The organism is Butyricimonas faecalis, from assembly GCF_003991565.1.
GTDB lineage: Bacteria > Bacteroidota > Bacteroidia > Bacteroidales > Marinifilaceae > Butyricimonas > Butyricimonas faecalis.
Genome location: NZ_CP032819.1, coordinates 2,551,791 through 2,575,687, shown reverse-complemented (window position 1 = coordinate 2,575,687; position 23,897 = coordinate 2,551,791). Strand labels below are relative to the sequence as shown.

The following is a 23,897-nucleotide window of genomic DNA, read 5'->3' as shown; positions in this document are numbered from 1 at the left end:
ACCTAAAATAAAAGGCGAACATCTTCTTCTATTTTGCGAATGGCTGGATAAGCTCCGAAATGTAAATTCTTTTTTAATTGATCGTCAATGCTGTTCCGGTATCCGAAAAGGTTGACGTGGGGCGGTTGTCGTGAACCGGAATACGAATCTTTCGCAATTCGTAGCACCTTTTTACAAACTTCCCGATTCAACATGTAAACCATATCGTAGATATTATGTCCTCGGATAAAAAGATACGTGGTATCTGGGGTTAGTCCCATCTTTTGATACTTTCTCTCGAGTATGGAAAGGTTTGCTTTGGGATAATTCTTCCGGAGTTGAGCAAGTTTCTGTTCTATCCGTCCTTTCAGCTTGTTTAACTCGTGGCGTCCGTTCTGGCGGATGTCTGGTCGACGTTGCCATTGAAACGAAACCAGTTCGTTGAAATCAGCGATCGAAAATCGTTTTGGATCTGCTACCAAGAAATAAAGATGCCACAGGAATAATTTGTACACGATATTCGAATACTCTTTCAGGAATTGGTGAAAATCGAACACGTTATTAGGTAGAGTCGTGATCCGGTAGCATAGCTCGTTCAAACCCTTGTCATAACAATGATGGTTCTCGAAAGAATAAGTATAAGTCTGAAAAATATAATGCTTGACATCAATCCCTTGTTCTTGTAGCAAATAGCGATAGTCACTATCGATGCAGATAAAAAATTTCGGGTTTAGGTATTTGACATATTTCAGACATTGCGTCACTCCTTTGGTTTCATGACCCCGTTCGTTCCGGGAGCCCGCGATAAAATGAAACCGGTCATTCGGGCGGAAATGTTTAAAAATATCACTCCAGAAAACAATGTCGTCTTTATCTTCCACGTGAATAGTCGCCTTACAACGCAAGAGCTGGGCGTCCATCATAAAACGTTTGGCTGCATGGTAATAATATTTTTCTTTGGATATAGGAGGAGAAAACATAGAAGATAAGAATTAAAAGCTAAAAACTAAATAGATTCCTAAAATCTAAAATTAACAAGGTTATTAAATTAATAAGTCTTCGATAAATACCAACTTATCGCCCCAACCATCGCCAAACAAACTCGGGGAGTGGGTAGAGGTGATGATTTGACAATGTGGATTCAGTTTTTGAATTTCTTCAAAAAGACGGTACTGCCACTCGATATGTAACGAAATTTCCGGTTCATCCATAAGTAGAATATAGGGTTGTTCGTCCATCAAGAACACGCGGAGCAGGATGATCAATAATTGTTTCTCGCCTGATGATAGCTTGTAGAGATGTATAATTTCATCCCCATCTCGAAAAACCAGTTGATTGGTCATCGGATCTATTTCGATGGTTTTCCCCGTTCCGGCAAACAGGTGGTTCACGGTGTCATAAAACTTGCGAATCCTGCAATTAATCTTTTCCGCTTGATCCGGGAAATTTGTAGCTCGAAGGCGGTAATCAGAAAACGAATTGTTATTTTCGCCCACGCTGTACACGATCTCCTTCAATTCGCTGAGTAGGGGACTATCCTCTTTACCCATTTTCCGTCGGTCACGGATAGGTACATCAAATGTACTTATCTTCAAATAATTTACCCCGGCTAACTTTTGTTTTACGGATGCTAGGGTACTATCTTTCCGAAAGCTGATCAAGATGTCGTCAATCGTAACCTCTGCCTCAATATTATATAATTTCAAGCGTTTAATATCTGCCGAAAGTAAGGCGTCAATAATATTGAAGAATGTGGTTTTCCCGCTACCGTTAATACCTGTCAAGATATTTACATCGGGATTGAGATTTTCCCACCGGAAATTATATTTCCCCCATATATTGCGGATCTCTATTTTCTGAATCTTGTTCGCTTTCATATGCTACTTCTTGATGGTAAAGTTTATCCGTTATCACGAACAAAGATAATGTTTACAGGTTGAAAAAATTCTCTGATGTTCTATTATTTTTCTAGTTTGTATGAAAGACTTTCTTTCCTTTGTCGATTTAATGAATTTCTTTTGAAATTTGTACTTTTGTGTCGTTTTCTAGAAAACTATAAATACACTGAGAATATGCAGGGATTTTATGCGATATTATTATTAATTGTTTCAAACGTATTTATGACTTTTGCCTGGTATGGCCATTTGAAACTACAAGAAATGAAATGGATTGACAATTGGCCTCTCTTCGGGGTAATCCTGTTTTCGTGGAGTATCGCTTTATTGGAGTATTGTGCTCAAGTTCCGGCCAACCGATTAGGGTTCATTGGGAATGGAGGACCTTTTTCCCTGATGCAGTTAAAAGTGGTTCAAGAAGTAATCACACTGACCATATTCATAATCTTCTCCATGCTTTTCTTCAAAGGCGTAACTTTCCAATGGAATCATTTGGCTGCTTGTGTTTGTTTAGTGTTAGCGGTTTACTTTGTGTTCATGAAATAATTGTGGAGTGAGTTAGTTTCTTGTCGGGAGGATTCCTATCGGGATGAATCCATATCGTCAAGATTCCACGATCCATTTCTCGATATTCCTTGTTTTCGAACTAAAGTTCACCCCGATTTTAAATATTTTTCGCTTGTCAGATTGGAATGGTTGGGCGTAATGCTTGTCGTGGATTTGTTGCAAGGCATCCTCGGCACTGCCATTCAGTTTAAACTCCATGATATAGATATAATCTTTGGTCTTCAACACGAGATCCACGCGACCCTCGGAAGTGTGATACTCTACTTCCGTGTAAAAACCTACCAACTTGAAGATAATGAAAAGCACGTTTTGATAATGCCGTTCCTGTTCGCTGATCAGTTCGTAAGGAGTATCGGCCAGGAAGCTTTTCAACCTATTGAAAAAGGCTTCTAGTTGCCCGGCACGTATTTCACGGACGAATTTTTGTATTTCAAACGGGGCTTCGATTTTGTTGAATCGGGTGTAAAAAGGCATCAGAAAATTGATAAAACCTTCCTCCACTTCTTTATTTGGAAATCCTAGGCGGTACAATCCGAATTCTTTATCATAGCTTTTAATAGTGAGGTACCCGCTTTGGAAGATCACGGGAATAGGCTGTTCATCACCGTAAATGCTATTCAAGACGTCGGAACTGGTTTCTTCGGTAGCCATGCGTTCCAAGTCATAATGATTGCGTTTCAGTAGCTCCACGAGATACGTCGGTGTGCCCGTTTCGAACCAGTAATTGTTGAAGTCTTTCCGCTTGAATGCGTTTAGCAGGCTAAACGGATTATATATACCAATCGAGTCGTGTGTGAAGTGATACCCGTCATACCATTTCCCCAGTTCCGCGTTGACTTCATCGTAGGTCATATTTTGGACCTTGGCAAATTCATGTAATTCTTCTTCTAAATTTTCATGTATTTCCTGATTGCTGACACCGCAAAGAGTGATATATTCATTCCACATGGAAAGATCTTCCAAGTTATTCAGGTCACTGAACACGCTTACCTTACCGAATTTAGTCACGCCCGTGAGCATGGCAAACTGGATACACCCGTCCATTGTTTTAAGTACCCCGTAAAACGGTTTCAGCGTGTTACGGTATTCCCGTTGAAGCTCCTCGTTACCGATGGCTTGTAACAGAGGTTTGTCATACTCGTCAACAAGAATGGCAACCCGTTGTCCGGATTGCTTGTAGGCTCGTTCCACGACTCCTTTGAAGCGTAAGGCCAAAGTACTTTCTCCGGCACCCGTGCCAAACACCGATTCCCACTTGACAAGGGCTTCGTTTAGAATTTTGTCCAAACTGTCGGGGGCATCATATTTCCCGATATTCAGATCGATATGCAGTACCGGGCGTTTCACCCAATCTTTTTCCAGCTTCTCGATGGCCAACCCTTTAAACAACTCCTTTTCTCCCCGGAAATAGGCTTCCAATGTTGAGATTAACAGGCTCTTGCCAAAACGACGCGGGCGACTGAGGAAATAATAACTACCCGTTTTTACCAGCCGGTAAATCAAAGCAGTTTTGTCGATATAGAAATAACCTTCTTTCCGGATCTTTTCGAAATTCTGGATACCTATGGGGTAAATTTTCTCACTCATGCGCGTTCGTTTATGGATAATAATAGAACAAAGATACTCAATTTTATATGATTATCGACAATGAACGACAAGTTTAACGCCTGCTGTCAAGCGAACTTTCACCGGATACGGATGCGCAATTCTTTCGGATCGAACGTGATGGTCTCGTTACGAAACAGACGTTCGATATGACCGCTATTGATCATCTGTTGCGTGGGCAGGTAGTGCAAATGCGGGCGATCAATTAAAGCAATGGAATCACAGAGCGTGAGAGCGATATCGAGCTCGTGAGTTGAAAAGAGAATGCATTTATTTTGCTCGTGTGCCAGCTTCTGCAATAGAACACCCAACTCGTAACGGTTCGGTAGGTCCAGAAAAGAGGTGGGTTCATCAAGCAGGATAATGGGCGTGTCTTGAGCGAGAGCCCGGGCGATCATGATTCGCTGGCACTCCCCGTCCGACATCTGATCCATTGTTCGTTCGGCGTAGGTGGACATATCGAGTAATGCCAACGATTGTGCAACGATTTCTCGATCTCGTGCTTCCAAGCGTCCGACCCAGTTCGTGTAGGGAGCCCGTCCTAAAGCCACGACATCTTGACACTTTAAGTTCGGGATTCGAATCTTTTCGGTAGTCACAAAACTGATGATTTTTGCCAACTCCTCCGGTCGCAATCTGCTTATCTCTTTCCCGTTCAGTAACACCTCTCCCGAGGCAATCTCTCCTAATCTGGCGATGGCTCGCAACAAGGTGCTCTTTCCACTGCCATTGCGCCCCAATAAGGCGATTAAACCTCCTTCACTCAATTTGGCTGACACGCGGTCCAGCAAGATGCGTTGTCCGTATCCTAATGTTAAATCTTTCAGTTGTATCATGCTACACGAAGGTTTTTGTATACCACCCAAATAATAACCGGGATGCCTAGTAAAGCAGTAATGCAATTAACGGGTAAAATAAGTGTTTTGGCAACGATGTCGCACGCTAACATGGCGATGATCCCTAATAATATACTTCCGGGCAATAACGTCCGGTGGTCGGCATTGTTGAACAACATACGGGCCACATGAGGAACGGCAAGCCCCAGGAAACCCACGGGACCACAAAATGCGGTTACAGTTCCCGTAAGCAGTGTGGTTGATATAAAAATGAGAGTCCGGGCCTTTCGAATGTTAAGTCCCATCGTTTGTGCGTAACTGTCTCCCAGCAAAAGAAGGTTCAAGGCTTTGATGCAATAGACGGACAGTATGGTACCGATACAGACCACGGGTATCATGATAAACAGTTTGATGGTCGTTACATGTCCCAGGGAACCCATGGACCAAAGGAAAAACATTTTCAGTTGCTCGGCTGAACTTAAGTATTGTAATATCTGTACAATAGCACCCGCGATATAACCGATCATGACCCCCATGATCAATACTCCTAATATATTTTTCATGTAGCGGCTGATAATGGCTATGAGTAGTAATACCAGGATAGCACCGCCCCAACCGGCTCCGACAATTCCCACGGATTGCCAAAAGACGGAGTGATTTAAACCGAGTAATGGTGCACCCAAAATGAAGAATGCAACACCTAAACCGGAACCGGAGCTAACCCCCAACAGATAAGGATCTGCCAAGGGATTGCGAAAAACAGTTTGCATTTGCAAGCCGCTTATCGATAGAGCCACACCGATGAGTAGTGCTACAATCGTTCTAACCAACCGGATCGACAATACGATATTTCGGGTAATCTCGTCAACCTCGTTGCCTGTCAATGCATTCCATACCTCTCCGACCGTAAGGGCTGAATCTCCGGATAATAAATCTAGCACGAACAAAATGACTGCTAAAGGAATTAACAATGTGAATATAATGGTGTTGCGGTGCATACGTGGTATTAATCTAAAGCTTGAATTTACAAATTATTCCAAATGTCTGAAATAATACAATTCTTCTGTCACCAGTTCGGGATGCAGGATTTTTATCAAGTCTCGAAGCACGATGTCCGGATGGATAGACCCTGACTCCCAGTAATCATTTCCTCCTCCAGGGGTGCGGCGCAAATTGTTGTTATACACGCTATTTGTCTGTATCGCCTTGGCATCTTTGAAATTCGGATTTACCGCCTTCAGCTCGTCTAAAGAGATGGCGGAACCAACATTAAGCCATACATCTGCTTTGCGGATTAATTCATAAGCTGTTTCCAAACCGATGGCTTCAGCACCGTTAGAGGTGTTTTTCTTGTAGATATAATCCCCTCCGGCATCACTGATTAATCGTGCAATATAGCTTTTAACGGAAGGCATAAACCAGCTATCCTGCCAAGGTGTATTCAGCATAACGGTTGGACGATGGGTTGCGTTTGCAGCTAGTTCTTTCATGGCATTATAGCGTTCAGGAATGTCTTGAAAGGCTTGTTTCCCGGCTTCTCGGCAATCCGTTAATTCCGCAAGGGCAACCATCCATTCTGCTTTTCCTAGGGGCGATTCTTCCATGTATTCGGCCACGTACATGTAAGGAATATGTAGCTCTTTTAATTTATCGGTTACCGTAGATTGGGCATCTCCAATACCGTAAAGTAGCACCAAGTCCGGGTTTAATCCCACAAGCAGTTCGTAGTTAATCTCGGCTCCCATATCCTTGATCTCATCTTTGTGTTGATTGATATAAGGATTCGTAATGAAGTGGATACCGGAAACACCGACCACCCGATTCACTTGCCCGAAGGCATCCAGCATGGCAATGTACGAGGAAGACATACAAACAATCCGCTTCGCTCCCGCGGGAATGACAACACCCTTGAAATCTTGTGGAGGAATCTCGTCATTGCGTGCTATGAAGTAAGACATCTCAACGTCTTCCGCTCCTTTCCATGGATTGCGCACGTGAACGATCGTACTCTCCGTGTGATCTGCTCCCATGATGTCAAATCCTTTGGCATATTGTGGAATGTAAACATTTTTGGTAAAAGTGATTGTAGACCTCGATTGACAACCGAGTAGGGTTAAAAGACAAGTGACAGTAAATAATATTTGTTTCATATCTTGTTAATAATGGTATTCTGATAAATCATCCGACCTCCGCGAATGTAAATCTTTGTAAATCATAGCAGGTCTTCTGACTTATCCCGTTTATTGCGCCTTCCCGGTTGAAACCAGTGGCAAGAATGCAATAAACCATATCCTCCAACAGAGAGGGAAATACAGCAACGGATATTGTTCCGGATTCACACCGGATTCCCTTTTCATCCTCAACAATAATATTGTACTAGAACTATGACGGCACGAAAATAATATATATTTTCAAAATTTCAAAAGATGCTTGAAAATAGTCTTTTTCATCTGTTTTTAGCCCTATTTAAGACATCTTAAATCCCTTAATTTTAGATTTAATGAAAAAATATACTTAAGATTTTAGATAATGTTTATTTTTTTATATTTTCGCGATGATTTTGGTGTCACATAATATTTTTAATCATGTGGTGAAAAGGGAATCCGGTGTGAATCCGGAACAGGCCCGCTACTGTAAACTTCAGCAATGTCTTTGGCAAGACTCGTATCCACTGTTTCGAATGGAAATGGGAAGGATGTTCAAAGGCGAAGTAAGTCAGAAAACCTGCCAAAATTGTAATAGTATTCAAAGTTTCGAGGAGTAAACGATGAATCAATTGGTTTAAGATCGAGGTGCACACGTTCAAAAACTTTTTGTTCACAGTTTTCATCCTTATTTTTAATGTTTATTTGTAAAAAAGATGATGAAAAAGCTTTTGTTTTTATGGTTGTTTTTTGCCGTATTGTTTGCGGCATGTACAGATGATGACGATAATGGCGGCGAAATTCCGATGCCGGAAGTCAATAAAGTAAAGATGATCGTTGTTAACGAGGGGTTATTCAACACGGGTACTGCCGATATTTCCGTCGTATATGAGGATGGAACTACTATTTGGAATGCTTTTGAAAGGGCGAACGGAGTGCCTATGGGTGATGTTGCCCAATCTATTACTTATATTAATGGGAAATATTTTGTTGCGTTAAACGGTTCTGGCAAAATTGAAGTCGTGGAGCCGGAAACTTTTAAATCTATAGGTACAATACTTTACACGCAAAAAGGAAAGCCTCGTTTTATGGCTCCCATTAATGATACAGTAGCTATTGTATCTGATATACAAGGACAATTGGTACGGGTTAATACATCTGATTATAGTGTTATTGAATATATACCTCTTGCGACGAATTGGGGAGTTGAAAAAATTGTAAAAATTGGTGATAAGCTCTTTGGAGCCAATCCAGCAGGTAAAGGAATTGCAGTATTTGATATAGATAATATTTCAGAAGCAGGGAAACGTATTATTCCGGTGTTGGTGAAAGATAATGCAAAAACCAGTAAGATGCATTTGGATAAAAATAATAAGTTGTGGGTACTTACGACAGGTACAAATACTCAAAAAGAAAGTTGTGTGTTTTGGAATTGTATAGATCCTGATACAGAAGAGGTTTTGGATGTTGTTGAAATTCCTTTTTTAAAGAAAGGTGATCCAAATTTGAAAATTGATTCCCCCATGGCTGGTGGTTTCCTTTATTATAGATCTGATATCAGTGGAGATAAAAGTACTATTTATTTTAGTATGAATGCTTGTACTGACGTGGAAAATGGGACTTATCAGCTTGCTGTTTTTGAGTTAAACGTTGATACTAAAGCTTACAAATTGTATAGAAAAACCTTGGGAGTTACTAATATGTATGGAATGGGTGTTTCTCCGGATGGAGAAGTATATGTTTGCGATGCAATTGATTATGCGGCACAGCGAGGCTATTTGCGTCATTTCTATGCAAATGGTTCGGAAACAGCTGTTAAAGTTGGTGTTTATCCCCGAATGATTTGGTTTACAGAAAACGAAACGCCTTCTGTTAAATAGGTAAGACTAAAAATGCGTCATTGATTTAAATAGAATTGGATTATGAAAAAAATATTATATTTAGGGGTACTCTGTACCATTTTATTATCAGCTTGTAATGATGATGACAAGGGGGAGATTACCCCTCCTAGGGACGTACAAATGCTTGTTGTGAATGAAGGAGTAAATGGAGAGGGAGGCTTGTCTGTCATTTATGGAGATGGAACGATAGAAGTGAATGCTTACGAAAAAGCCAATGAAAAAATATTGCAAGGCTCTCCTTATGCTATTAATTCAATCAATGATAAATATTTTCTCACGGCAAGTGCTCCCGCTAGAATAGAGATCCTAGACCCGACAACCTTTGTTGTATTGAAAACGATTGATTATGAAAAAATAGGCATGCCTCGGGATATTATCCCAATTAGTGAATCGGAAGCGATCGTGGCAGACTCTATTCATCAACTTACTAAAATCAATACAGTTACAAATACTGTCGTTGAGCACATAACTCTTGCGGAAGAATGGGGTATGGAGGAGATCGCGATCGTTAATAATAAACTTTTCGGGACTCATCTTGATGCTTCGGGGATTGCAGTATTTGATATAGATAATATTACAGGAAACCCTCAAAGTGTCATTCCGGTAAGTATAAGTAAAAGTGTCAAGACTTGTAAAATGCATGTAGATAAAAACAATAAATTGTGGATATTCTCCACTGGAAAGAATGCAGAAAGCCGGAACTGTGCATATTGGATCAAAATAGATCCGGAAACACAGAAAGTTGATTCTGTTGAAATACCATTTTTTAAACGTGGGGACGAAGAATTGGAATTAGGTGTACCTATGGGAGCCACGTATAATAAATCTTATCTGTCTCTTGATAAGGGAACCATTTATTTTACATTGCAGGCTTGTGCACGCATTTCTGCCGGACGAGATCGGTTAGCCATATTTGCTTTAGATGTTAACGATAATAGCTATAAACTGTATCGGGAAACTCCAGGTGTGGAAGCAAGATTAAATGGAATGGGAATTTCTCCGGAAGGTGAAGTCTATCTTTGTGATGCCAATGGAACTATTGCTGGTTTCGTGCGTCAATTCCCAGCCAATGAAACAATTTCTGCTATTCAGGTGGGTATAAAACCGCGAATGATTTGGTTCCCCCGGTAAATAAAAGTGGGGATCCCTCAATCAAGTTTGCTTAGAAATACTTTTACTATAAATATTTTGAAAGAAAACTGTCTGATTTTGATCGATCGGACAGTTACTTTTCTTTTAAGAACTCTATTGTTTAAAATAAATCTTACTTTTCCTGTTTATGAAAATGCTTAATCTTTTCGTGATCTATATACTGTTTCTCCCCGTGGTCACATTTGCACAAAAACGAGATAGTATTGCCATGCGTGGTGTAATTGATACGGTTGACGTGATCGAAAACAGAGCATATAATGCACAAGATGCAAATGCCGGTTCTCGTGTAAGTCGCATTTCTGTGGAAGTCATGCAGGCTAATAAGTCAAGATCATTGGCAGAATTGTTATCCGACAATTCGGCTATCTATATTAAAAGTTTAGGACAAGGGGCTCTTGCTACTGCTTCTTTCCGAGGAAGTAGTCCATCCCAAACTAGAGTTAACTGGAATGGAATTAATATTACGCCTCCTATGGCCGGAACATTTGATTTTTCACAAATTCCTGTATTTTTTATCGATAACGTGGATCTCATACATGGTAGCGGACACGTGAAAAGTGGAACCGGGGCGATCGGGGGAAGTGTCAATTTGTTTAATCAACCCGGATGGAATAAAAAGAACAAATATAAAATCTTCGGTGAATACGGTTCATATAATACGTATACAGCTGGGGGAAATCTTTTGATCGGGAAAACTAAAAGTTCCTATCAAACTCGATTTTATCATCAACATTCTGACAATAATTACACGTATCTTAATAAAATACTGGTTCCGACAAAACCTTTTCGGGAACAGAGAAAAGAAGCTCAATACGATCAGTTTGGTGTAATGCAGGAGGTTTATTTCAAATTATTACCAGATTTGACATTATCAACGATAGGTTGGCTTCAATGGGGGAAAAGGAAACTCCCTCAGCCTCTCACGGTTAATGTATTAAGCCATGAACAACAAAAAGAAACAAATTTGAGAGGATACGTGGGAGCAGACTACATTAAGGGGAAACATCAATTTTTTGCAAAAGCCGCTTATTTATACTATCGATTACGCTATGATAAATGGAACGATAGCAAAAATGGAGTATTTCCACCTGAAGGCAATACGAATAAATCTGAAACATATACAATTAGCGGGGATTATCATTGCAATCCATTATCCGGACTGCATTTGAATACTACGTTAACTTATACATACGACCGGATTAACGCGGAAAGTTATATGGAAATCGATTCTTCAAAATATTATATTGATGGGCTTGATTCTGCCTATTATGAAATCCCGACGGTTGCAAGTCCTTCCATAAAAAATCGAGAAGTGCTTTCATGGCAAGCCAATGCTCGTTGGAGCGTATTCCCGTGGTTATTGATTAACGGGCAATTTATGACGGAATGGAATGACGGGAAAAATGTATCTACTTATTCTATGGGATTTCTTTCTCAAATTCATCAAGACATTTTGACGATCCGCGGAAATGTGTCATATAATTACCGCTTCCCTAGCATGAACGATCTATACTGGAGGCCGGGAGGAAACCCTGGATTGAAACCGGAAAAGGGCTATTCTTATGATATTACTTTTACCTACACTCCTCGCTTGGGACATGGTTTTCATTTAAATACAGTGGTGTCTTCCTACTTGATGACTATTGACGATTGGATTGTTTGGCTGCCTGAGGATGGGAAACAATGGTTCTGGACACCTCAGAACATGCGGGATGTACTTTCATATGGGTGTGAGGTTTTCATGCGAGGAGAATACAAGACAAAAGATTTTAACCTGAGTATTACAACGAATTACACGGTGTCCGTGTCTAAAACGCGTAAGAAAAATCATAAAGATGACAATTCCTATATGCGACAGATTCCTTATGTCCCTAAATACAAATGGAATACTCGTCTTTCTGTGAAATACAAAAAACATTTCTTTGCATATCAAATCTCTTACTTTGACAAAAGATTTTTAACCACAGATGAATCGTACAGTACACCAGCGTACACTGTTCATAATTTACTTGTAGGTTCTTCTTTCGATATTGGAAATATCCGAGTTTCTCCGCAAATTCGAATAGATAATCTTTTTGATACCTATTATGAATCGACCAAGTATTATCCGATGCCTTTGCGAAATTGTTTGGTGTCGGTTGTGTTTGAATTTTAGTTTGTATGAAGCCCTTGATTGATATTTTTCAATTTAGTGTTTTTTACTCCGGTTTTCGCAAACATACCGAGTCGGAAACATCTTTCCCGTCAGCATTTTTGGCAAAAACGTAAATAATGAGTTCCTCGGCAGTGGCATCTCGGGGAAAATCCACGGTTGTGTTCAGCGTTTCACCCCGTTTACCCAGTTCTTTGACAAGGCAGCGGTGTTTATTATCGTAAAGGAAAACTGCATAGATGCTATCATCCATGAAACAATCCACGGATTCGAATTGGACTCCGGGAGAGGTGAAAGAAACTTTCCTGTTTTCAGCATCAATTTCCGCGTTGACCATCGGAATAACCAGTTGACCTGCAGCAACCCGTAACTTCCCGTAATCGATGGTGCCTTGAAATTCCTGTGTGGCTCTTTTCTGTCGGTTCACGGGAACTTCCGGATGTATTTTCTCCACCGTGATGGCATGTGTTACGTTAGCGCTTGTAAACCCGTAGAAACCTTGTGGGTAACCGTTCCCACCGGGAAATCCCAGTCGGATGACCGGGGAGAGCCATCTTTTTCTACTCGTTGTTGTCCCGAATGCCACGGATTGCCGTTTCTGGCCTTCTCCTCCAGCCTTACGTTTTAATGATGTTGACCGACAATAGTTTTTGCCGTTTTTCCCCACGTATGGGATCACGTTTCCAAATTTTCCTCGTATTTTCCCAATGGGGTTTATAAATTCTGCCATGTTTCTTGTATTATGGTTATGGTGGTGAAGGTACGGTTAAAAAACCGTATTCTAATGAATATCAATGATTATTTTAGGAATAATTCATGATCACATCTGTACCACTTCCATGTAAAGCGCTATTAGAACGCTATTAAAGCGCTATTAAAACGCTATACGCAATAGCGTTTTATTAGGATTTTAATAGTATAGTAAAAGTTTTTTATCTACTTTTACTCAGGAATTAATAAGGTATTAATTCTTAAATATTTATTGATATGGAGAATACATTGTCTATTCCTGTTGCTCTCTTGGCACAGGGGCCTATACGGATTGACGGAGTCACGTATTATCGCCACGGTAATAAAGTTAGAGCCTGTCGATCTCAACGGGGGCCGAAAAAAGGGCGACAGGAAGGGGAGGAAGAATCCTCGAATCGTTTCACCGAGGTAAGGAAGATGTGGCGGATTTATCGCCGGGCTATCGGGGATTTGCCGATATGGAGGGTTATGGCTAAAGAAACAGGAGTGAACAAGAGTGATTCTCTGTTTCATTCTCAAAACGGGGGATGTTTCCGTCCGGGAGTAGGAGTTTGGGCATTCCCGACATTTCGGTTTTCAGTAGGAACATTGGATGCACCCGTGATTACAGGTGCCGCACGAGAGGGATGGTCCGTGACGTTAAATTGGGAAAATGATATTGATCGCCCGAAAGCGGGAAATTCGGATCGGGTGTACGTGGGTTATTTTTACGACACGCAACCTCGTGCCCCGCAAATGGTGTCGTGCCTCGGAGCCTGTCGGAGGGATGGCAGGGTGATTGTCGATGTTCCATCTGCGGGGCAGCCTGACGGGACACGTTTACATCTTTATTTGTTCTTTGGTAACAAGATGTCGAGTCGGTTTTCCCCGAGTGAATACGTGGAGGCTTAAATTATCAAAATACATATCGTGAGGTGAACCCTAAAAGTTGACAAAAACTTTTAGGGTTCATTATTTTAGGTGCCTTTTTGTAATGTTGATGATGGTCGTGTTTCTAATGTTTGGTTTGTTATTAAATAATAAATATTGTGAAAAGTAAAAATAAACATTTTTAAATCTGGCTAACATGTGTTTTTTGTATAATTTTGTGACGATTTTGGTGTCACATCTCGTTTCGGGCGTGTGGTGAAAAGGGAATCAGGTGAAAATCCTGAACAGACCCGCTGCTGTAAACTCCATCAAAGTCTTTAAACACGACTCACATCCACTGTTTCGACATGAAATGGGAAGGGCGTTTAAAGACGGGGTAAGTCAGAAGACCTGCCAACTTCATTAGATCTAAAGCTTTCTGGGATTAGAGCTTGGATGCAGATATTATTTTTATCATACTGTTGTTGCGATAGGTAATTGTAGCTATTTGTATCTGTTGTGTGGTACTGGAAAGCTGTTATGTTTTTTTTATAACAGTAAAGAATGAAGTTAATAACTTTGATTGTATTGATTTTGCTATGCTTTGAAGGTGGTAACTTTTTGAGGGCGCAGAACGTGGATTCGACCAAAATGTATCATATCGACGAGGTGGACGTGTCTGCTCCGCGGGTTCGTAAAGAAGTGATACCTGTGCAGGTCATGGAAGGAAAGGTATTAGAAAGATTAAGCGTTCACTCTGTTGCTGATGCCCTGCGTTATTTTTCCGGTGTACAAATTAAAGATTATGGTGGTATCGGTGGTTTGAAAACAGTGAATATCAGGGCAATGGGTACGCAGCATGTAGGGGTATTTTATGATGGCATCGAATTGGGGAATGCTCAGAACGGGACGGTGGATCTCGGGCGTTTCTCTTTGGATAACATGGAGACGATAACTCTCTATAATGGGCAACGGAGTGCTATTTTCCAGCCGGCAAAAGATTTCGGCTCAGCAGGTTCTATTTACATGACTACCCGAGTTCCTCGATTTCTGGGAAATAAGAAACATAACGGTAAATTTACTTTTAAGACCGGGTCTTTCGGTTTGTTGAATCCGGCTCTTTTGTGGGAAAGCCGGTTGTCCGATCGAATAAGTGCTTCTTTTAGTTCCGAATACATGTACACTACCGGGAAGTATAAGTTTAGTTATCGGAAGAAAAACGGATACGATACTACAGAAATCCGCCGGAATGGAGACGTGTATGCTTTGCGTGCGGAATACGGGATGTTTGGAAAAATGAATAGTGGAGATTGGAAAGCGAAGATTTATTTTTATGATTCGGAAAGAGGTTATCCCGGGGCATCGGTACGAGAGGAACCGGGGAAGTTTAAACACCAAGATCGGCAATGGGATACGAATTTATTTCTGCAAGGTTCTTTTCAGAAGCATTTCAGTTTTTATAGTTTGTTGCTGAATGGGAAATATGCTTATGATTATTTACATTATCTTTCGGATCCGCGTTTGGATGTGAGTACGATGTACGTGAACAATCACTTTCGTCAACATGAGATTTATTTCTCGTCAGCGCATATGTTTACTCTTTTCCCTTTTTGGAATGTAAATATTTCAGTGGATTTTCAGTGGAATAAGTTGAATGCAGATCTTGTGGATTTTGTTTATCCCAAGCGTTATACTGTATTGACTGCGGTTGCCACCGCGTTGCATTTCGAGAGATTCAAATTGCAGGCAAGTTTATTAGGTACTTTTGTGCATGAACGTACTAAAGTGGAAAATGGTGCCGCAGATGATATGCGGGAGTATACTCCAACGTTGGTGGCTTCATGGCAACCTTTCCAGACGGGGAGTTTCAACGTACGGGCTTTTTACAAAAGGATTTTCCGGATGCCGACATTGAACGATTTGTATTACACGTTTATTGGGAATATATATTTGAAGCCAGAGTATACCAATCAATATGACATGGGGGTAACGTATGTTAAGACGTTTGATAAAGGGGTCTTGGAACATTTCGAGTTGCAGGCAGATGTGTATTATAACGAAGTGTCGGATAAGATTATTGCCATGCCGACTTCCAACCAGTTCCGTTGGACAATGATAAATCTGGGAGAGGTTGAAATTCGGGGTGTTGATGTCGCTTTGCAGGGATGTTGGCGATTTGGGCAAGATTGGTTATTGGATACCCGGGTAAATTACACGTACCAGAAAGCCCAAGATTTCACGAAAAGAGAGAGCCATTTTTACGGGGATCAAATTCCTTATATCCCTTGGCACAGTGGTTCTTTAATATTAAACGGGACGTATAGAAGTTGGTTTGTGAATTACAGTTTTATTTACACGGGTAAACGTTACGAGGCGAGTGCTAATATTCCGGAAAATAGGGCTAAAGAGTGGTATACGAGTGATTTTTCGTTGTCCAAGAATTTCTCGTGGCGAAAGACCGCGATTCGTTTGACGGCAGAGATTAACAATATTTTTAATCAGCAATACGAGGTTGTACAATGTTACCCGATGCCGGGGACGAATGTGAAGTTCATTGTTAACGTGACAATTTAAAAATGACAAAATGTAAGTTATCTAATTGAAAAGTAATATAGATATGAATAAAGGAGTATTTAGGCTATTTATTTTCCTGTTGGGGATGTTGTCGGTTTATTCTTGTCGAAATGATGATGACGAGATTATCCAGTCAGTTGTGACTAAAGTCACGCCAAGTGATTCGGTTCTTGGCCCCGTGAAGGGTTTTTTCTTACTCAACGAGGGAAATATGGGAAATAACAAAGCTTCCCTCGATTATTTTGATTATGCTACTGGTGAGTATCATAAGAATATATTTCCGGAACGGAATCCCGATGTGGTGAAAGAGTTAGGAGATGTGGGTAATGATATCCAGATATACGGGAGTAAGTTGTATGCCGTGATTAATTGTTCGCATTTGATCGAGGTTATGGATGTGAACACGGCGAAAGAAATCTCTAAAATAACGGTGACAAATTGTCGATATATTGTTTTCAAGGATGGTTATGCTTACGTGAGTTCGTACGCGGGACCGGTGTTGATAGATCCGAATGCGCGTTTGGGGGAAGTGGTGAAAATTGACACGGCAACTTTACAGGTCGTGGGTTCCTGTACGGTGGGATATCAACCGGAGGAGATGGTGATCGCCGGAAATAAATTGTACGTGGCAAATTCGGGAGGGTATAGGGTTCCGAATTATGATAATACCGTGTCCGTGATTGATTTGGAAACATTTAAGGAGGTGAAAAAGATCACGGTTGCAATTAATCTTCACCGGATGCGTATTGATCGAAATGGGTTGATTTACGTGACTTCCCGAGGAGATTATTATAATGTACATTCAAATACATACGTGATTAATACCCTGAATGACATGGTTGAAAGTACATTGAATTTCCCTGCCAGTGAACTATATCTTTGCGGAGATTCTCTTTATTCTTATAGTACCGAATATAGTAAAATTACAGGGAAGTGGACAATTAATTATACGATTTATGACACGAAAGTCAGACGTGTTGTTTCTCGCAATTTTATAAAAGACGGAACAGACAAGTTGATCGTAACTCCTTACGCTTTGGCTGTGAATCCGGAAACAGGGGAAATTTTAGTTGGGGATGCGGGGGATTATGTTACTCCGGGTACCCTTTATTGTTTTACTCCCGATGGCAAGAAAAAATGGAGTGTGCAGACGGGTGATATTCCTGCACATATCGTGTTCTCGACAACTTCTTTACAAGATTATAAATGATTTAATATTATAAGTTATGAAAAAAGAGTTTAGGTTTAAATTTTTGTTACTGATGACGTTATTGGTCGGTGGCTTTGTGGCCTGCGATGATGACGATGAAAAAATTGAGGTGGGTAATCCTGATTTTACCTTTAATTCGGAGACCGGGGAGTATAACGTGAAAATCGGCAAGGAGATTCCTCTTCGTGTTCACGTGAAGGATGCGGTGAATCCCGTGTACGCTTGGAAACAGGAAGGAAAGATTGTGGCGGATGATACGGTGTATTATTTCAAAGGGGAGTCTTTAGGAGAGTGTTTTGTCAATTTCCGTTTGGATGCAGATAACGGAAGTGTGGAGAAGCAAGTAAAAGTGACGGTGGTTGATCGGTTGGCACCCCAAATTAAGTTGGAGTCTGCGGCGGTGGCTTATTGTGGAATTGCCAGAGGATTTGCAGCCGAAACGGAGTATACGGATGAAACGACCACATTCGAATGGAGTTATAGTGGGAAAGTCGTATCTCATGATTCCGTTTATATGTTTAAAGAGGAAGATATAAATATCTATTCTCTGGCCTTGAAGGTGACGAACGAGGATGGTGTTGATGTGAAAAATATCAACGTGTCGGTTATTCCCGAGGAAGAACCATTGTTGTTTTTCGATAACGCGCGTTACGTGCAACCCTCCATGTTGGATAAAGCGATCACGATGACTTGTCCGATCGGTAAGCATGTCGTGTTGGCTCCCGTGAAATTTGCGATCAGTGATCAAGCGGTTTACGAATGGAAAGTTGACGGACAGGTGCAGAGTGGAAAGACTTCTATTTATTTTGATTTTACTCCATCCGTGGAAGGGAAAACGTATGAAATTGACGTGAAGGCGACGGATAATGGCAAAACGGCATCCACGAAAGTTTACGTGCAATGTACCCCGAAGGAGGGAACTTATTTTAGAGCGGTGACATCAAAAAGCAAAGTTTTTTCTGATCATTGTTTTGAATTTATGCCTGCTCCCGGTCAATTTGTTAATTTTAATCAAAACCAAACTGCAGAAGACGCTCGCATGCGAATCCAAACGGCCTTGGATAAATTGGATAATGATAGCAATATGGCGTGGATTGCTTCCCTGGGTGCATGGGGAGGTTATTTTATATTGGGATTTGATCATAGCGTGGAAGATGATGGACTGGGAGAAGCGGACTTTGATATCATAGGTAATCCCCTTGGTAAGAACTGGTGTGAGTGTGGTGTTGTATGGGTAAGTCAAGATGAGAATGGAAATGGAATCCCTGATGATACATGGTACGAGTTGAAGGGAAGTGAAACGGGTAAGCCGGGTATCACGCAACGATATGCCTTGAAATATTATCGTCCTACGGCAGATAAACAGGATGTGTTATCTATCGATAATGATGGTAATTTGGACTTTTTGAAACGTAATGCTTATCATCCGGAGAGCGGTTATTATCCTTGGTTTATGAAAGAGGAGTATTATATTCTTACCGGTACTTGTTTGGGAAATCAATTCAAGACAGCAGGGATTGAAACAAACTGGGGTTTTGATTGGGGATATGTGGATAATGTTAATGACCCGACAGGATTCAGAATCGAAAATGCCATCCAGCAAGATGGAAGTCCGGCTAATTTGAAATATATTGATTTCGTGAAGGTACATACAGGTCAAATGGGACAAGGTGCTGCCGTGGGAGAAGTTTCTACCGAGTCTTCTGCTGCAATGGATTTACGTTTAAAAGCGAAAAAATAATATCTAAAAAATAATATGTTATGAAGAAGATTATTCTTTGGGGAGTTTTTCTTTTCAGCCTAACATTTCTTGTCGGTTGTGAAGATGATAACGATCCTTTTGTGGGAAGTGATAATTTTATCACATCTTTTAAATTGAAACAGGGAGAAAATTCTTACGAGGCGTTATTACGGGGAGATACAATTATATTGGCAACTCCGGATGGAGTTGTGCTGAGTGAAGTTACGCCGGATATCGTGTGCAGTGAAAACAGTTCTATAAAACCGGATCCTTCCACGATAACCAACTGGGAGGAGCAAATCTATTTCGTGGTAACTTCTCACAGTGGTGCGGAAAGAAGATACCTATATGTTCCAGAGAAGAAGGCGTTAACTTTTGAAGGTATTGTTATGTTGAATACCCAGGAAGAGGTGGATGCTTTCGGGGCAAAGGGATTAACTCGAATTGACGGAAGCTTGATTATCGGTCGGCAGACGGGGAGGGATACCATTCGTTCTTTGGAGGCATTGTCTACTTTAAAGCGTGTGACGAGTGATATCACGATTAACCAATTGTTTATGGGGTATGAATTGACCGGTTTGGATAATCTGGAAGAGGTTGGAGGAAAATTCCATATAAATTCTGCGGATAGTTTGTGGGGAGTGACGTTGAATCGTTTGGTTCGCGTTGGAGGAGATTTGAATATCACTAGTAAAGCAATTAGCGAGATCCTTTGTCCTCGTTTGGAGTCTGTGGGGGGAACTGTTACTTTGGCTGCGGCTTCTGTAACCTTGAATTTTTCTTCTTTACGGCAAATAAGCGGTGATCTTAATTTGAATGGAAAGACTGCGATGTCAAGCATCGTGTTCCAGTCTTTGGAACGAGTAGGGGGTGCTATCGGTTCTACCATGACTTCTTTGAAAAAACTGGAGTTCCCGGTGTTGCAAAATTGTGGTAAATTGTCTGTGGTTAAAGGAGCTTTGGCTTTGCTTTATGTTCCTCAATTGGAAAATGTTGATATGGAATTGTCGGTGGAAAATAATCCTTTGTATGAAGTGTCTTTCCCGATGTTGTCCCATGCCGGGGCAATTATGTTGAATTGTCCTAATGTAAATCAGTTTAATGCTCCGTCTCTGAAAAATGTGGATAATAATCTCAGTCTTACGTTTGCCGGGGTTAATCCGGAACGGTTCTCGGCATTGGAAAAGATTGGAGGAGCGTTGTCATTAAATTTTGTGATAGAGAATTTTAAATTACCGGCTAGTTTGAAAAAATTGGGAACTTTGATTATCTCTGCCGGAATCACGAGGTTAGATGTTCGAGGAACGGAAATGGATGAGATTCAGTTTAATGGTACCGGCTTAGAAAATACAACTGTAATCGGGGATGATGTTTTTGCCGGAAGTTTCAATTTACAAAATCTTGGAGGGTATTTCCCGAAATTGGAAGGTTTCCGAGAGATTGAAAATCTTACTATCGGTTATTTGGGCATGAGTGGTAAGCCTGTTGAAATTGCCGGAGTTCGTAAAATTGCCGGAGATTTTTCTTATTGGGCAAATTCGAATGTGTCGGAAATATTGCTTACGGATTTGGAAGAAGTTAGCGGAAATTTTAAACTCTATTCCAATATTAAGAAATACCATTTCCCGAAATTGGAGCGTATCGGAGGAAATGCGATGATGTCCATCGATAATTATGATGATCAAACCTTCCCGTTATTGACTACGGTGGGTGGCGATTTGGTATTCAAGACAGGATATCAAGACAGGTGGGGGTCTTATGGTCCACAAGAAATCCTTTATCCTTCGTTGCGGAGTGTAGGCGGAGTATTGGACATTCGTCCTTTAACGCCGAATCCATGGAATGAGAATCCTTCAGAAGTGAATAAGACGTTGACAAATTTGGATTTTCTTTCCGGGGTTGAAAAAATAGGTGGTTTCCGGTTAGTGAATCATGAGGCCATCGTTTCTTATGAAGGATTGAAAAAAGCGATATCAACTTGTCCGGCATCTAAATGGCAGGTAGAGAACAATGGTTACAACCCGACTTACGAGGAGTTGGTTGAAAAGCAGCAATGGACAAAACCTGAGTAGTTTATGAATAAAAATAGAGAATATGAAAATAGGTAATTTTATATATGTTTTATGGTTTATCTTCGCTGGCTTTATGGTCGGTTGTGAGGATGACGATAGTTTGTTCTCCGGAGATGAGAACTATATAACTTCTTTTCGTTTGGTGCAGGGAGAGAAGACTTATGTCGGTGATATTGTCGGAGATTCGTTGATTCTGGCTGTTCCGGAAAGTGTCTCTTTTGAAAATGCGGTAGTGGAGTTTACTGCAAGTGAAAACACCACGTTGAGTCCCGATCCTTCCACGATCACGAATTGGGGTGAGGAGCGTACGTTTACGGTTACTTCTTACAACCGGACGCAACGTGTTTATAAATATTTAGTTGTAAGGACTCTTTTGGCACAGGCTGGAGATGTCGTGTTGTCGACCCCGGAGGAGATAGAAGCTTTTGCAGCTCGAGGAATCAATAAGATAGAGGGAAACCTGACGATTGGGAAGTTCATGGGAACCGTGAAAGAGGATACTTTGACCTCTCTTTCTCTTCTCTCTTCCTTGAAAGAGGTTACCGGGAAAATAACGATTAATCCGACTTACGGTGGAACATCTCTCGATGGATTACAAAATTTGGAACAGGTTGGTGGATTGACAATGGTTTCTCGTTCTTCTCAATATGGAGCTCCGGGAATATCTCGGTTGAGAGAGATTGATTTATCGCATTTGAAAAAAGTGGGTTCCGATTTAGTTATTTCTGCCGATACGCTTTATTCTTTGAACCTTGGAGCCTTGCAGCGTGTTGGTAATAATTTGCAATTCGAAGTATGGAGTATTGAAGATCTAAGTGTAGATGCTTTGACTGTAGTTGGTGGTAACTTGTCTTTCCCGGGAAGGCATTATAATGGAGGAGGTAATATGTTACTTCCTGAGCGGATGGAATTTCCTCAATTGAGCGTGATTGGAAATCAATTGCAAATGCAAAATCCTCATAGAATTAAGGAATTGCTATTCCCAGCTCTAACATCGGCATCCGAAATTTCTTTACAGCAGACGGATGTATTGGCGAAAATTGATTTCAGACAATTGAAAGAAGTGGTTGGGAATTTTACATTACAATGGACTCACCGGATCCAAGAGTTTGATTTTCCCGAATTGAGTTCTGTCGGAGGTTTCAAAATATATTATATTGAAGATTTGGAGAAAGTGAATGCAAGCAAATTGAGAAACGTGGGAACTGGCGGGTTTTCGATAGAGGTTTGCAACAAGTTGAAGGATCTTAAATTTGATGCGTTGACAGCAGTACAAGGTAATTTTACATTGGCTTCAGATGATGTTAGTTCGTTGAGTAATTTGAAAGAAGTGGGTGGAAAGTTTACATTAACCGCAAATATGGAACGTTTGGACGGTTTCAATAATCTTGTGTCTGTCGGAGAATTTGCGTTGAGTGGGGCTGCTCTAAAAGAGGTAAACGGTTTTAAGGTTTTAACTTCTATTCATGGGAATGTGACATTAAGCAACATGAATAATGTGGTGCGTATAGATGGTTTTGATGCTTTGAGATCGGTGGGCTCCAAACTAACCGTGCAGAACATGGAGAAATTGGAGAAAATTTCGTTCTTATCGAATTTGCAAGGAGTGCATTTTACGCAATGTGATTTTTTGGCCCTTTCTGCTTTGTCGGAATTGGATGCTTCAGGTTTCTCTGTTGATAAATTGACCCTTAGTAATGTCGGACCGGATTTTATTTTGCGAGGCAATGCGGAGTTTGAAGGTGAAATGTTTTTAAATAATAGCCGTGGTGTTCATTTTGAAGGTATAGAGCATGTTCAGACGCTAACAGTTTCGTGTTTTGTTCAGCAAGAACCGGCTGTGTTTAATTTTGCAAATTTGAAAAAAGTTCGTAAGCTCACGACTAACTTAGGATATTCAGCTAATGCAGCAGCCCTTTGTTTCCCGGATTTGGAAGAGGTTGAAGGAGCATTAACTTTATCGGAAGGTAGTAGTGCTCAACAAATGCAACCTACACAATTCCCAGTCTTGAGGAAAGTAGGGACATTAGCTTACACGGGAGTTGTCTCGGTATTGAATTTGCCGTTGTTGGAAAGCGTGGAGGGAGAGTTCCGTGTTAGTACTAGTTATCAGAATGGACCGGTTAAGATGTTGGAAGAGATTCGTGTTCCTAATTTGAAACAAGTCGGAGGGCTTGTTCTGACATCAAATGCCTATAGTGCAAATAATTACAATAATGTAATTGTTGATTTGAAGTGTTTTGAAGCGCTGGAGAGTGCCGGTTATGTCAATATTCAGAAGCAGGCAGGCTTAGTTTCTTTCGAGGGATTGGAAAAAGTTATAAGTAAGCTGGAAGATGAGGGGTCTTGGGTTGTTTCTGGAAATGGTTATAACCCGACTTTTGAGCAGGTGAAGGCGGGAGAACTTGTAAAATAAGAGTATCATAAATCTTGTTATGAGGCTGTCTGAAGTTCTATTTGGACAGCCTCT

The 23,897-nt window shown here is 40.8% G+C and carries 17 protein-coding genes and 3 riboswitches; of the genes, 10 read left to right on the top strand and 7 right to left on the bottom strand.

The genetic code is table 11. The features are described 5' to 3' along the window. Positions 1 to 2: 2 nt before the first annotated feature. Both D8S85_RS11195 and D8S85_RS11190 read right to left on the bottom strand, forming a co-directional pair. Complete coding sequence (locus D8S85_RS11195; RefSeq protein WP_181951156.1) at positions 3 to 959, bottom strand: DUF4435 domain-containing protein; 957 nt, start codon at positions 957 to 959, stop codon at positions 3 to 5. Between the two features lie 63 nt (positions 960 to 1,022). After that, complete coding sequence (locus D8S85_RS11190) at positions 1,023 to 1,856, bottom strand: AAA family ATPase (protein WP_106480789.1); 834 nt, start codon at positions 1,854 to 1,856, stop codon at positions 1,023 to 1,025. 195 nt (positions 1,857 to 2,051) lie between these two features. On the opposite strand from D8S85_RS11190, the gene D8S85_RS11185 reads away from it, so the two are divergent. Then, positions 2,052 to 2,420 carry a DMT family protein gene (locus D8S85_RS11185; protein ID WP_106625080.1) on the top strand — a complete coding sequence of 123 codons (369 nt, stop codon included), beginning with the start codon at positions 2,052 to 2,054 and terminating at the stop codon, positions 2,418 to 2,420. Between the two features lie 57 nt (positions 2,421 to 2,477). Here the strand turns inward: D8S85_RS11185 and D8S85_RS11180 are convergent, their stop codons facing one another. The 4 genes from D8S85_RS11180 to D8S85_RS11165 form a co-directional block, all read right to left on the bottom strand. Beyond that, positions 2,478 to 4,028, bottom strand: a complete 1,551-nt coding sequence (locus D8S85_RS11180) for an ATP-binding protein (RefSeq protein ID WP_106480788.1) — start codon at positions 4,026 to 4,028, stop codon at positions 2,478 to 2,480. A 98-nt stretch (positions 4,029 to 4,126) separates the two neighbouring features. Continuing rightward, positions 4,127 to 4,882 (bottom strand): ABC transporter ATP-binding protein, encoded by a 756-nt coding sequence (locus tag D8S85_RS11175; protein WP_106480787.1) that lies wholly within the window; start codon positions 4,880 to 4,882, stop codon positions 4,127 to 4,129. Beyond that, positions 4,879 to 5,880 carry a FecCD family ABC transporter permease gene (locus D8S85_RS11170; RefSeq protein ID WP_106480786.1) on the bottom strand — a complete coding sequence of 334 codons (1,002 nt, stop codon included), beginning with the start codon at positions 5,878 to 5,880 and terminating at the stop codon, positions 4,879 to 4,881. The genes D8S85_RS11175 and D8S85_RS11170 overlap by 4 nt, the downstream gene beginning before the upstream one ends. A gap of 33 nt (positions 5,881 to 5,913) precedes the next feature. Then, on the bottom strand, positions 5,914 to 7,032 hold the full coding sequence (locus D8S85_RS11165; protein ID WP_106480785.1) for an ABC transporter substrate-binding protein: 1,119 nt from the start codon (positions 7,030 to 7,032) through the stop codon (positions 5,914 to 5,916). A 49-nt stretch (positions 7,033 to 7,081) separates the two neighbouring features. After that, positions 7,082 to 7,284, bottom strand: a riboswitch (cobalamin riboswitch). Between the two features lie 142 nt (positions 7,285 to 7,426). Further along, positions 7,427 to 7,628, top strand: a riboswitch (cobalamin riboswitch). A 114-nt stretch (positions 7,629 to 7,742) separates the two neighbouring features. Between D8S85_RS11165 and D8S85_RS11160 the strand changes: the two genes are divergently transcribed. The 3 genes from D8S85_RS11160 to D8S85_RS11150 all read left to right on the top strand — a co-directional run bounded on the left by D8S85_RS11160 (position 7,743) and on the right by D8S85_RS11150 (position 12,234). Beyond that, on the top strand, positions 7,743 to 8,906 hold the full coding sequence (locus D8S85_RS11160) for a DUF5074 domain-containing protein (protein WP_106480784.1): 1,164 nt from the start codon (positions 7,743 to 7,745) through the stop codon (positions 8,904 to 8,906). Positions 8,907 to 8,948: 42 nt separating this feature from the next. Further along, complete coding sequence (locus tag D8S85_RS11155) at positions 8,949 to 10,058, top strand: NHL repeat-containing protein (protein WP_106480783.1); 1,110 nt, start codon at positions 8,949 to 8,951, stop codon at positions 10,056 to 10,058. Between the two features lie 148 nt (positions 10,059 to 10,206). After that, entirely contained in the window at positions 10,207 to 12,234 is a 2,028-nt protein-coding gene (locus D8S85_RS11150) for a TonB-dependent receptor (RefSeq protein WP_106480782.1), read from the top strand. A 43-nt stretch (positions 12,235 to 12,277) separates the two neighbouring features. On the opposite strand, the gene D8S85_RS11145 is transcribed toward D8S85_RS11150, so the two are convergent. Beyond that, positions 12,278 to 12,961 (bottom strand): hypothetical protein, encoded by a 684-nt coding sequence (locus tag D8S85_RS11145; RefSeq protein WP_106480781.1) that lies wholly within the window; start codon positions 12,959 to 12,961, stop codon positions 12,278 to 12,280. A 257-nt stretch (positions 12,962 to 13,218) separates the two neighbouring features. Between D8S85_RS11145 and D8S85_RS11140 the strand changes: the two genes are divergently transcribed. The 6 genes from D8S85_RS11140 (at position 13,219) to D8S85_RS11115 (ending at position 23,843) form a co-directional block, all read left to right on the top strand. After that, the gene (locus D8S85_RS11140; protein WP_228423194.1) at positions 13,219 to 13,872 is read left to right on the top strand and encodes a hypothetical protein; all 654 of its coding nucleotides are present in this window, start codon (positions 13,219 to 13,221) and stop codon (positions 13,870 to 13,872) included. A gap of 189 nt (positions 13,873 to 14,061) precedes the next feature. Beyond that, positions 14,062 to 14,263, top strand: a riboswitch (cobalamin riboswitch). Positions 14,264 to 14,394: 131 nt separating this feature from the next. Continuing rightward, positions 14,395 to 16,404, top strand: coding sequence for a TonB-dependent receptor (locus D8S85_RS11135; RefSeq protein ID WP_106480780.1), 2,010 nt, complete (start codon positions 14,395 to 14,397; stop codon positions 16,402 to 16,404). A 43-nt stretch (positions 16,405 to 16,447) separates the two neighbouring features. Continuing rightward, the gene (locus D8S85_RS11130) at positions 16,448 to 17,614 is read left to right on the top strand and encodes a YncE family protein (protein ID WP_106480779.1); all 1,167 of its coding nucleotides are present in this window, start codon (positions 16,448 to 16,450) and stop codon (positions 17,612 to 17,614) included. A gap of 16 nt (positions 17,615 to 17,630) precedes the next feature. Next, complete coding sequence (locus D8S85_RS11125; protein WP_106480778.1) at positions 17,631 to 19,355, top strand: PKD-like domain-containing protein; 1,725 nt, start codon at positions 17,631 to 17,633, stop codon at positions 19,353 to 19,355. 20 nt (positions 19,356 to 19,375) lie between these two features. After that, positions 19,376 to 21,427, top strand: a complete 2,052-nt coding sequence (locus D8S85_RS11120) for a hypothetical protein (RefSeq protein ID WP_106480777.1) — start codon at positions 19,376 to 19,378, stop codon at positions 21,425 to 21,427. Positions 21,428 to 21,449: 22 nt separating this feature from the next. After that, positions 21,450 to 23,843, top strand: a complete 2,394-nt coding sequence (locus tag D8S85_RS11115; protein WP_127075067.1) for a hypothetical protein — start codon at positions 21,450 to 21,452, stop codon at positions 23,841 to 23,843. The last annotated feature ends 54 nt before the right edge of the window (positions 23,844 to 23,897 follow it).